This is a genomic window from Methylibium sp. T29-B (genome assembly GCF_000576225.1).
GTDB lineage: Bacteria > Pseudomonadota > Gammaproteobacteria > Burkholderiales > Burkholderiaceae_C > Methylibium > Methylibium petroleiphilum.
Map to the genome: position 1 here is coordinate 1 of NZ_AZSN01000128.1, position 10448 is coordinate 10448.

A 10448-nucleotide genomic window follows, 5' to 3' on the forward strand; every position below is an offset into this window, starting at 1 on the left:
CAGCCGCGTCGTCGCCGCCGCAGCCCGCCGGCGTGCCGGCCCGGGTGAGCGGCACGGTGCGCCTGGCGCCGTCGCTGAAGGACCGCGTGGCCCCCGAAGACACGCTGTTCGTGTTCGCGCGGGCGGCCGGCGAAGGCGCTTCTCGCATGCCGCTCGCCATCCTGCGCCGCCAGGCGAAGGACCTGCCGCTGCAGTTCACGCTCGACGACAGCCTGTCCATGTCGCCGGCGGCCCGGCTCTCGGGTGCGACCCAGGTGGTGGTCGGCGCCCGCCTGTCGCGCAGCGGCGATGCGATGCCGCAGCCGGGCGACCTGCAGGGCCTGTCGGCCGCCGTGGCCGTGGGGACGACCGGGCTGCAGATCGAGATCGGCGAGCCGGCCGCGAAGTAGGCCCAGCGGGGGCGAGCAGCGCATCGCGCCACCCCGGCCCCACTCAGAGCCGGCTGGCCTCGAAGGTGTTGCAGTCGGCGATGCGACCGGTCTGCATGCCGCGCTTGAACCAGCTCACGCGCTGTGCACTGCTGCCGTGGGTGAAGCTCTCGGGCACGATCTGCCCCTGGCTGCGCCGCTGCAGCGTGTCGTCGCCGATCTGCGAGGCCGCGTTCAGCGCCTCGTCGATGTCGCCCTGCTCCAGCCACTGCCGCGCCTGCTGCGAGCGGTTGGCCCACACGCCGGCGAAGCAGTCGGCCTGCAGTTCCAGGCGCACGCTCATCGCGTTGGCCTGGGCCTCGCTGCCGCCGCGCCGCGCCGCTTCCACCTTCTCGCTGATGCCCAGCAGCTGCTGCACGTGGTGGCCGACCTCGTGCGCGATCACATAGGCCTGCGCGAAATCGCCGGGCGCGCCGAGGCGCTGGTGCAGCGTGTCGAAGAACTGGAGGTCGATGTAGACCTGCTGGTCGCCGGGACAGTAGAACGGGCCCATCGCACTCTGGCCCGTGCCGCAGGCGGTGGCCGTGGCACCGCGGAACAGCACCAGCTTGGGCCGCACGTATTGCGCCTGGCCGCTGCGGAAGACCTCGGTCCACACGTCCTCGGTGCTGCGCAGCACCACGGAGACGAAGCGCGCCTGCGCGTCGTCGGCCGGTGGGGCCGGGGCCGGGCCGGTGGAGACCTGCGCCGTGGGTGCGCCCCCGCCACCGCTCAGGATGCCGAGCACGGTGAGCGGGTTGATGCCGAAGATCCAGCCCGCCACCAGCACGATGACGATGGTGCCGACACCGATGCCGCGGCCACCGATCGGCAGTCCGCCGCGCCCGCCGCCGCCCATGCCGCGGCGGTCCTCGACGTTGTCACTCTGTTCCTGGCCTTCCCACTTCATGACGCCCCTCCCCGGAAGCCGAACGATGCGGTCCATGGTACTGCCGGGCGCCGCGCTTTCTCGCTGAGCCAGGGAGCGATCTCGGGGAAGGACAGCAGCAGGCGCGGCCGCGCGTCGGCGGCGGCGGCCTCAGTGCGACAGGCCGTCGTCGGCGTGCATGCGGCGGAACAGGTCGAGCGCGAGTTCGCGCAGGATCTGGTTGGCGCTGCTGTGGGCGAAGGCCAGGCGCTCGTGTGCGTAGACGCGGTCGAACAGCATGCGGGCGGCGTGCACCGGCCAGCCCTCCTCGGCCATCAGCGCCCGGAAGCGCGACAGCGTCCACACATCGACCGCCAGCGGGGTCTGCGAAGCCTTCACGCCCAGGCGGGTGCAGGCGATGTCGTCGATCGACGCGAAGCCGGTGTCGTCGAACTCGGTGAGCAACTCGGCCGGCATCGTCGGCAGGTCGTGATAGTCGGCAGGCAGGTCGCGCGGGTTCATGAGTCGGCTCCGGGGCCATCGTGGATGGCATTTCGATGTCATGAGCTTAGGGGCGCCGCACATCCGCAATGCCGCGAATACACCGCCGAAGCCTCCGCAGTTGAGCGCTTGCTGCGTGGAGCGGTAGTGGCGTGTCAGGCAACTTCCTACAGTCCGTTCGCCGCCGATCAGGCTGAGCGCTGCTGACCAGGGCGCCGGGTGAACGGCTGCGTTCGTGTCCCCCGTGCCGGGCTCACGCCCGGCCCTCCTCCTCTACCTCACTTCGCCATTCACCCGACGCCCTGGTCGCACGCACCACCGCGGCGTACGAAGGTCTTTTGACCGTGGCAATCCACGGTGTATCGAAGCGCCGTGACGGGCCGCTGTGTGGAGCGAGGTAAAGGAGGAGCGGTCGGCCCGCAGGGCGGACCGCGGGGGACACGAGCGCAACACAGCGGCCCGGCGCGGCGCCCGCGCCACGGCGCCACGGCGCCACCAACGCTAGGTCTTGGGCAAAGTCACGCCCCGCTGCCCCTGGTACTTGCCGCCGCGGTCCTTGTAGCTGGTCTCGCAGACCTCGTCGCTCTCGAAGAACAGCACCTGTGCGCAGCCCTCGCCCGCGTAGATCTTGGCCGGCAGCGGCGTGGTGTTGCTGAACTCCAGCGTCACGTAGCCCTCCCATTCCGGCTCGAAGGGCGTGACGTTGACGATGATCCCGCAGCGCGCGTAGGTGCTCTTGCCCAGGCAGATGGTCAGCACGTTGCGCGGGATGCGGAAGTACTCGACCGTGCGCGCCAGTGCGAAGCTGTTGGGCGGGATGATGCAGACCTCGGCGTCGATGTCGACGAAGCTCTTCTCGTCGAAGGCCTTCGGATCGACCACCGTGCTGTAGATGTTGGTGAAGACCTTGAATTCCGGCGCGCAGCGGATGTCGTAGCCGTAGCTGCTGGTGCCGTAGCTGACGATGCGGTGGCCATCGGGGGCGTTGCGCACCTGGCCGGGCTCGAAGGGCTCGATCATTCCGTGCTGCTCGGCCATGCGCCGGATCCACTTGTCGCTCTTGATGCTCATCGCGGTGCTTCTTCCTGCAAGAAGCCCGGATTCTAGGCAGCCCGGCTCCCGCCCTCCCCGGCCGGCGGCACGGCAGGGGGCCGCGCCAGCGACGGATCGCCGTCGAAGCGCTCGAAGCCGCTGTAGCAGAAGAAGTGCCGGTTGGTGGCGCGGCCGAACAGCGCCAGGCCGAGCCGCGTGGCCAGTTCGTGGCCCATCTGCGTGATGCCGGAGCGCGAGACGATGATGGGCACGCCCATCTGCGCCGACTTGATGACCATCTCGCTGGTCAGGCGACCGGTGGTGTAGAAGGCCTTGTCGGCCCCGCCCAGACCGCGCAGCCACATCCAGCCGGCCAGCGTGTCGATCGCGTTGTGGCGGCCCACGTCCTCCACGAAGAGCTCGAGCCGCGCGTCGTCGCCGGCCAGCGTGAAGAGCGCGCAGCCGTGCACCGAGCCGGCCGACTTGTAGGTGCTCTCCTGGCGGCGCACCGCATCGAGCAGCGCCACCAGCGCGCGCTGGCTGATGCGGGCGGCCTGCGGGTCCGGCAGGACCAGCGTGTCGAGCTCGTCCATCAGGCTGCCGAATACCGTGCCCTGACCGCAGCCGGTGGTGACCACGCGCCGGGCGGTCTTGCGGTCGAAATCCTCGATGCCGGCGCGCGTCTTCACCGCGGCGGCGCCCACGTCCCAGTCGACCGTGACCGAGTCGATGTCGTGCATCGAGTCGACCAGGCGCTGGTTGCGCAGGTAGCCGAGCACCAGCAGTTCGGGTTCGGCGCCCAGCGTCATCAGCGTGACGAGCTCTCGCTTGTCGACGAACACCGTCAACGGGCGCTCGGCCGGGATCTGGATCGTCTCGCGCTGGCCGTGCTCGTCGAGCACGTCGACGCTGCGGGTCAGCGCTGCCTGAGCGCGGCTCAATCGAGGCAGCGGCGGGTCCTGATCGTTCATGCCCGCAGTGTGGCCCGAAACGAGCGCGGCCCGCTCGACCGGGCGGAGGAACGCGCCGTCACCGGACCGTGATGCGCACCGAGGCGCTCATCGCTTCCCCGTAGGCTGGTGGAGGCCGTCCGCGAACTGCATCTTCAGCACATGGCTGCCGGGCGCCAGCTGGACCTCGGTCTCCGTCTGGCCCTTGCCGAAGTGCAAGTGGCTGCCGTCCGCCGGAATCACGTTGCCCTGCCCCGGACCCGCGGTATCGATCAGCAGGTGGTGGTGCCCGGTGCCCTCCGCGAGCTCGCCGGCCGGCCGGACCGTCATGCCCTTGAGACCGAACTTCACCTTCACCGGGCTGCTGACGGTGCTGCCGTCGACGGGCTCGATGAAGTACACGCCCTGTGCGGCGCTCGGTGGCGTGTTGCCGCCGGGAGGGGGCTTGCTGACGCAGGCCGACAGCGCGACGGCGGAAACCAGGAACAAGGCGAACCGGTAGGACATCGCAGACTCCTTCACGACGACGCGCCCGTGCCGGGCGTCAGGCTCACCGCCCTGCTACTTCTTCGGCGTCCCGGTCTGCTCTGCCGAGGTCGCCTTGCCGCTGGGCGGGGTGGTCGCCGTCTTGGCCGGCGAGTGCGCTCCGGCGGCCTCGAGCGGCGGCGTGGCGGCGGTCGCGGCCACCTGGTAGGGCCCGGGATCGGTGCAGGCCGGCGTGGCGATCGATGGCTTGGTCTCCTTGCCCGCCGCCTTGGCCTCCTGGGCGTAACGAGCGGCTACGCGATCCATCGACTTGCAGAGCTGGAAGGCCGCCACCTTGTCGGACCAGGCGGTCTTTGCCTTGGCCTCGTCGGCCTTGGCCTTGGCTTCGGGCGTGGGTGCGGGGAGCTTGGCGTGAGCGGCCGGCAGCAGGGCCAGGCCGAGCACGGCGCACAGCGCCGCGGCCACGCAGCGCGGGCCCGGGGTGGGTCGGTTCATCATCAGCATCGTCTCGCTCCCGTTCAGGACTGCACGGCCGCGCCCTGCGTGCCGGCCGCCGGTGTCGGCGACGGCGTGCGCTGCGCGGGGATCTTCCCGGCCTGGATGTCGTCGTACCAGAGTTCGTGGTGTTCGCGTGCCCAGGCGGCGTCGACCTGGCCGTCGCGCATCGCGCGGTAGGCGCCCTTCATGCCGATGGTGCCGAGGTAGATGTGGCCGAGGAACATCGCCATCATCAGCACCGTGGCCACGGCGTGGATCATGTGGGCGATCTGCATGTCGCCGCGCGTGTAGGCGAGGCCGGGGATGAGCTTGTCGAGCACCAGGCCCGAGCCCACCACCACGATGCCCAGCGCAAACACGCCGCCCCAGAAGATGAGCTTCTCGCCCGCGTTGAAGCGGTGCGAAGGCACGTGGGCGCCGTTGAACAGGCCACCGCCCTTGGCCAGCCACAACAGGTCTTCCTTGCGTGGCAGGTTGTCGCGCACGAAGGTGAAGAACACGATCACCAGCGAGACCGCGAACACCGGTCCGGCGAAGTTGTGCAGGTTCTTCAGCCATAGGCCAGCCAGCCGAACAGCGTGCCGCCGATCACCGGCAGCAGGAAGAACTTGCCGAACGCCATCACCACGCCCGACACCGCGAGCGCCACGAAGGCCACCGCATTGCTCCAGTGCGCGGCACGCTCGAAGTAGGTGAAACGCTCAATCTTGCGGCCCGTATCCGGCGCGTGCACGCCGATCGGACCCTTGGCCAGAAAGAACAGGCCGATCGCCACCACCACGATCAGCAGCAGCGCGCCGCCGTAGGGAATGATCCAGCGGTTGCGCACCTCACGCCAGGCCTCGCCCGCCGTCGTGAAGCGCGAGCCGGGGTACTGCACGAACTGCTGGATCAGCACACCCTTCTCGGCGCCCGGCAGGTTGCTGATGCCCGGTTGCTGCCCCGACTCGCGCACCGCACGCCAGAACGGCGCGTTGTTGTAGGGCTGGGTCTTGGCGCGCTGGGCGTTGGTCTCGTTCGCGTCGGGCAGCGCCAGGGCCGCCGCGCTGGCGGCCGGGGCGGTCGGTGCGGCCTGTGCAACAGGCGACACGGCCGGGTCGGCGACCGGGGTGCCCTGCGCCACCGCCACGCTGCCGAGCCATGCCAGGCAGCCGGCAGCCCACCATCGAAGCATCGTGTGTGTCATCGGCATCCCCCTGTCAACGCTGCGGCCGGTGTTCGACGTCGCGCACCATCAGCGCGAGCGCGTGTACTCGTTCTGCTGCTGGTTGCGGGCCCTCAGCTGCTGTTCCCAGCTGGCGCGGTCGCCCTGCTTCCAGTCCGGCGCCGTGTAGCCGGCTTCGGTGCTGCCGTCCCAGGGCTTGCTGTCGCCCTTCTTGGGGCCGGACGCCGTCTGCGGCTTGTCGGCGCACGCCGTCAGCCCGGCGGCCAGGAGCACCGCGCCGAGGAGGGCCAGACCACGCGGCAGGGACCGCCTCATGACTTGCCGCCTTCGGCCGCGGCCGGCTGCGCCGCGCCACCGGTCGGCTTGCCGTAGGCCGTGCCCCAGCCCCACACCTCGGAGCCCTTGCCACGCGTCAGCACGCGGGTGCGGAAGATGTCGGCGACCACGTCGCCGTCGCCGCCGAGCAGGGCCTTGGTCGAGCACATCTCGGCGCAGGCCGGCAGCTTGCCCTCGGCGAGGCGGTTGTGGCCGTACTTCTCGAACTCGGCTTCGGAGCCATTGGCCTCCGGGCCCCCGGCGCAGAAGGTGCACTTGTCCATCTTGCCGCGCAGCCCGAACGTGCCGTTGGTCGGGAACTGCGGCGCGCCGAACGGGCAGGCATAGCTGCAGTAGCCGCAGCCGATGCAGATGTCCTTGTCGTGCAGCACCACGCCCTCGTCGGTGCGGTAGAAGCAGTCGACCGGGCACACCGCCATGCAGGGTGCGTCGGAGCAGTGCATGCAGGCCACCGAGATGCTGCGCTCGCCCGGCACACCGTCGTTGAGCGTCACCACGCGGCGTCGGTTCACACCCCAGGGCACCTCGTGCTCGGCCTTGCAGGCGGTGACGCAGCCGTTGCATTCGATGCAGCGCTCGGCGTCGCAGATGAACTTCATTCTTGCCATGTCAACTCTCCAATTCACACAGAGGCGCGCTCGACCTGGCAGACCGTGGTCTTGGTCTCCTGCATCATCGTGACGCTGTCGTAGCCGTAGGTGGTGGCGGTGTTGATCGCCTCGCCGCGGATGACCGGCATCGCCCCCTGCGGGTAGTAGGGCGCGAGATCGACGCCCTGCCAGCGGCCCGAGAAGTGGAAGGGCAGCCACACCGTCTCGCGGTCCACTCGCTCGGTGACCAGCGCCTTGACCGTGAGGCGCGCGCCGGTCGGCGTGCGGACCCAGACCGTCTCGCCGTTGCGGATGCCGCGGTCGTTGGCGGTGGCCGGGTTGATCTCGACGAACATCTCCTGCTGCAGCTCGGCCAGGTAGGGGTTGGAGCGGGTCTCCTCGCCGCCGCCCTCGTACTCCACCAGCCGCCCGCTGCTCATGATCAGCGGGAAGTCCTTGCCGATGTCCTTGTTCTTGTCCTGCACGGTCTTGAACAAGGTGGGCAGGCGCCAGAACGCCTTCTTGTCGTCGTGCGTCGGGTACTTGGCCACCAGGTCCGGACGCGTCGAGTACAGCGGCTCGCGGTGCTTCGGGATCGCATCGGGGAAGTTCCACACCACGGCCCGCGCCTTCGCGTTGCCGAACGGATGGCAGCCGTGGTTCTTCATCGCGACGCGGATGATCCCGCCCGACGAATCGGTCTTCCAGTTCTTGCCCTCGGCCGCGGCCTTCTCGGGCTCGCTCAGTTCGTCCCACCAGCCGAGCTTCTTCAGCAGCACGTGGTCGAACTCCGGATAGCCGGTGGTGAGGTCCGCACCCTTGGAGAACGAGCCATCCTCGGCCAGCAGGTTGACGCCGTCCTTCTCGACACCGAAGTTGGCGCGGAAGTTGCCGCCGCCGTCCATCACGTGCTTGGAGGTGTCGTAGAGGTTGGGCGAGCCCGGGTGCTTCATTTCCGGCGTGCCGTAGCACGGCCAAGGCAGGCCGAAGTAATCGCCGTCGAGGGAGTAGCCGGTCTCCTTGTCGGTGCCGCCCTTGGCGCGCAGCGTCTTCACGTCAAAGACGTGCATGTTGCGCATGTGCGCCTTCAGGCGCTCGGGGCTCTGGCCGGTGTAGCCGATGGTCCAGACGCTCTTGTTGATCTCGCGCAGGATCGATTCGGGCTCGGGCTCCATCATGCCGCCCTTGCCGGCGACCAGCTTGTAGTTCTTCGTCAGCTCCTTGTCGAAGCCCAGCTTCTGCGCGAGCTGGTACATGATCATGTGGTCGTTGCGGCTCTCCCACAGCGGCTCGATGACCTGCTCGCGCCACTGGATCGAGCGGTTCGACGCGGTGCACGAGCCACTGGTCTCGAACTGCGTCGTCGCCGGCAGCAGGTAGACGGCGCGGTTGGGGTTCTGGTCCTCGGGCTTGCCGGGCATCGCCGCCATCGCCGCGGTGGCCGACGGGAAGGGATCGACGACCACCAGCAGGTCGAGCTTGTCCATCGCCTTCTTCATTTCCAGGCCGCGCGTTTGCGAGTTCGGCGCATGGCCCCAGAAGAACAGGCCGCGCAGGTTGCTGTCCTGGTCGATCAGCTCGTTCTTCTCGAGCACGCCGTCGACCCAGCGCGACACCGTCATGCCGGGCTTGGTCATCATGCCCGGCGCGTACTGCTTCTTGATCCACTCGAAGTCCACGCCCCAGGTCTTGGCGAAATGCTTGAACGAGCCCTCGGCCAGGCCGTAGTAGCCGGGCAGCGAATCGGGGTTGGGGCCCACGTCCGTGGCGCCCTGCACGTTGTCGTGGCCACGGAAGATGTTGGCGCCGCCGCCGCTCTTGCCGATGTTGCCGAGCGCGAGCTGCAGGATGCACGAGGCGCGCACCATCGCGTTGCCGATGGTGTGCTGGGTCTGGCCCATGCACCAGACGATGGTGCCGGGGCGGTTGTCGGCCATGGTCTTGGCGACGCGGAACACGGTGGCCTCGTCGACGCCACAGGCCTCCTGCACCTTGTCCGGCGTCCAGTTCGCGAGCACGTCCTCGCGCACCTTGTCCATGCCGTACACGCGGTCGTTGATGTACTGCTTGTCTTCCCAGCCGTTCTTGAAGATGTGGTGCAGCACGCCGAACAGGAAGGGGATGTCCGAACCCGAACGGATGCGCACGTGTTCGTCGGCACGCGCCGCGGTGCGCGTGAAGCGCGGGTCCACGACGATCATCTTGCAGCCGGTCTCCTTGGCATGCAGCATGTGCAGCATCGACACCGGGTGCGCCTCGGCGGCGTTGGAGCCGATGTAGAGCGCCATGCGGGCGTTCTGCATGTCGTTGTAGGAGTTGGTCATCGCGCCGTAGCCCCAGGTGTTCGCGACGCCCGCGACCGTGGTGCTGTGGCAGATGCGTGCCTGGTGATCGCAGTTGTTGCTGCCCCACAGGCTCATCCACTTGCGCAGCAGGTAGGCCTGCTCGTTGTTGTGCTTGCTCGACCCGACCACGAACACCGAGTCCGGGCCGCTCTGCTTGCGCAGCTCGAGCATGCGCGCGCTGATCTCGTCGAGTGCGGTGTCCCAGCTGATGCGCTCGTACTTGCCGTTCACCAGCTTCATCGGGTAGCGCAGGCGGTATTCGCCGCGGCCGTGCTCGCGCAGCGCAGCGCCCTTGGCGCAGTGCGCGCCCAGGTTGATCGGCGAGTCGAACACCGGCTCCTGGCGCACCCACACGCCGTTGTGCACCACCGCGTCGACCGCGCAGCCCACCGAGCAGTGACCGCACACCGTGCGCCTGACCTCCACCTTGCCCGGGCCCGCCTCGGCCTTGGACGCATCCGAGGCCTGCGCCTTGCGCACCAACGTCAGCTGCCCGGCGGCGAGACCGGCCCCCACGCCCAGGCCGGAGCGGCGCAGGAAGGACCGACGGTCCATCGTCGGGATGGCGCGCGAGAGGCCGCGCGAGAGGCTCGAGACCAGCGACGATGCGGGCGAGCCGGAGCCCGCATCAGGCGACTTGCGCGTGAGCAACATGGGACCTCCGGCACTCAGACTTTGGTGGTTTGGTAGTAGCGCTGCACATGCGCTGTGAGGCGATAGCCGGCGGCTTCGCCGGCTTCGGCCAGGGGAACCGCCGCGGCGGCCGCGGGCTCGGCCTCGCGTGCGCCCGGCAGCACCACCGCCGCAGCGGCCAGCGCCCCCACGGTGCCGGCACCGGCCACGACGTGGCGGCGCGAGAGCTTGGATTTCGGATCGTTCATGGCTGACTCCTGGGTCTCTGCGCCCGGTGGGGCGCGCGTGCCTTGGCATCGAGCTGATCGCCGACTTCGGCAATTCCATTCCTATGTTAGTCCTGGCTTTTGCACGCCGTGCGTGACTGCGCAAAGGGAAACCCCGCAGCAGCAGCCCCGGGAAGGACGCTGCAGTGCAGCAGCGCGGAGCCCGCGCCAGCCTGTCGCGCACCGCCCCTGGAGATCGACAGCTTGACCACCGATGGCGCGACAGGCTGTCGCAGCGCGATGGGCCGCAGGATGCGGGAAAGTCCCAGGGAGTGGCTCGGACACTGTCCGGCCGTCACCCCGCCGCACGACGCCGCGCGCGCCCGCCGCCGGCCCGCGGCGCGGGCAACGTGAGGCTGTGCCACAGTCGC

Annotated in this window: 10 protein-coding genes and 2 pseudogenes; 1 reads left to right on the forward strand and 11 read right to left on the reverse strand. The window is 69.3% G+C overall.

Translation table 11 applies throughout. The features are described from left to right. Positions 1–389 (forward strand): annotated as a pseudogene (locus tag Y694_RS24935) (c-type cytochrome biogenesis protein CcmI); the annotation flags it as partial. 43 nt (positions 390–432) lie between these two features. On the opposite strand, the gene Y694_RS16505 reads toward Y694_RS24935, so the two are convergent. From Y694_RS16505 to Y694_RS16555, 11 genes and pseudogenes are all read right to left on the reverse strand, one after another. Beyond that, positions 433–1317, reverse strand: a complete 885-nt coding sequence (locus tag Y694_RS16505; RefSeq protein ID WP_036234453.1) for a neutral zinc metallopeptidase — start codon at positions 1315–1317, stop codon at positions 433–435. Between the two features lie 129 nt (positions 1318–1446). Beyond that, entirely contained in the window at positions 1447–1797 is a 351-nt protein-coding gene (locus Y694_RS16510) for a hypothetical protein (protein ID WP_011828805.1), read from the reverse strand. Between the two features lie 480 nt (positions 1798–2277). After that, positions 2278–2847, reverse strand: a complete 570-nt coding sequence (gene dcd / locus Y694_RS16515) for a dCTP deaminase (RefSeq protein WP_036234456.1) — start codon at positions 2845–2847, stop codon at positions 2278–2280. Positions 2848–2879: 32 nt separating this feature from the next. Beyond that, a complete protein-coding gene (locus tag Y694_RS16520) occupies positions 2880–3779 on the reverse strand; it encodes a formate dehydrogenase accessory sulfurtransferase FdhD (protein WP_036234458.1) in 900 nt (299 codons plus the stop codon). 87 nt (positions 3780–3866) lie between these two features. Beyond that, entirely contained in the window at positions 3867–4265 is a 399-nt protein-coding gene (locus tag Y694_RS16525) for a DUF4399 domain-containing protein (protein WP_231497735.1), read from the reverse strand. 54 nt (positions 4266–4319) lie between these two features. Further along, a complete protein-coding gene (locus Y694_RS16530) occupies positions 4320–4748 on the reverse strand; it encodes a hypothetical protein (protein ID WP_011828772.1) in 429 nt (142 codons plus the stop codon). Between the two features lie 14 nt (positions 4749–4762). After that, positions 4763–5928: pseudogene (locus Y694_RS16535) on the reverse strand (formate dehydrogenase subunit gamma). A gap of 48 nt (positions 5929–5976) precedes the next feature. Beyond that, a complete protein-coding gene (locus Y694_RS16540) occupies positions 5977–6222 on the reverse strand; it encodes a hypothetical protein (RefSeq protein ID WP_011828770.1) in 246 nt (81 codons plus the stop codon). Continuing rightward, positions 6219–6851: a formate dehydrogenase FDH3 subunit beta gene (gene fdh3B / locus Y694_RS16545; protein WP_011828769.1), complete on the reverse strand. Its 633-nt coding sequence runs from the start codon at positions 6849–6851 to the stop codon at positions 6219–6221. Before fdh3B ends, Y694_RS16540 begins: the two co-directional genes overlap by 4 nt. Positions 6852–6865: 14 nt before the next feature. After that, positions 6866–9832, reverse strand: a complete 2967-nt coding sequence (locus Y694_RS16550) for a formate dehydrogenase subunit alpha (protein WP_036234461.1) — start codon at positions 9830–9832, stop codon at positions 6866–6868. Between the two features lie 14 nt (positions 9833–9846). After that, on the reverse strand, positions 9847–10059 hold the full coding sequence (locus Y694_RS16555; protein ID WP_036234464.1) for a hypothetical protein: 213 nt from the start codon (positions 10057–10059) through the stop codon (positions 9847–9849). Positions 10060–10448: the final 389 nt, after the last annotated feature.

What these genes read in the sequence shown, in the direction of transcription:
- Y694_RS16505 (WP_036234453.1), bottom strand. Translation starts at nt 1,317, where the DNA reads ATGAAGTGGGAAGGCCAGGAACAGAGTGACAACGTCGAGGACCGCCGC.
- Y694_RS16510 (WP_011828805.1), bottom strand. Translation starts at nt 1,797, where the DNA reads ATGAACCCGCGCGACCTGCCTGCCGACTATCACGACCTGCCGACGATG.
- dcd (WP_036234456.1), bottom strand. Translation starts at nt 2,847, where the DNA reads ATGAGCATCAAGAGCGACAAGTGGATCCGGCGCATGGCCGAGCAGCAC.
- Y694_RS16520 (WP_036234458.1), bottom strand. Translation starts at nt 3,779, where the DNA reads ATGAACGATCAGGACCCGCCGCTGCCTCGATTGAGCCGCGCTCAGGCA.
- Y694_RS16525 (WP_231497735.1), bottom strand. Translation starts at nt 4,265, where the DNA reads ATGTCCTACCGGTTCGCCTTGTTCCTGGTTTCCGCCGTCGCGCTGTCG.
- Y694_RS16530 (WP_011828772.1), bottom strand. Translation starts at nt 4,748, where the DNA reads ATGCTGATGATGAACCGACCCACCCCGGGCCCGCGCTGCGTGGCCGCG.
- Y694_RS16540 (WP_011828770.1), bottom strand. Translation starts at nt 6,222, where the DNA reads ATGAGGCGGTCCCTGCCGCGTGGTCTGGCCCTCCTCGGCGCGGTGCTC.
- fdh3B (WP_011828769.1), bottom strand. Translation starts at nt 6,851, where the DNA reads ATGGCAAGAATGAAGTTCATCTGCGACGCCGAGCGCTGCATCGAATGC.
- Y694_RS16550 (WP_036234461.1), bottom strand. Translation starts at nt 9,832, where the DNA reads ATGTTGCTCACGCGCAAGTCGCCTGATGCGGGCTCCGGCTCGCCCGCA.
- Y694_RS16555 (WP_036234464.1), bottom strand. Translation starts at nt 10,059, where the DNA reads ATGAACGATCCGAAATCCAAGCTCTCGCGCCGCCACGTCGTGGCCGGT.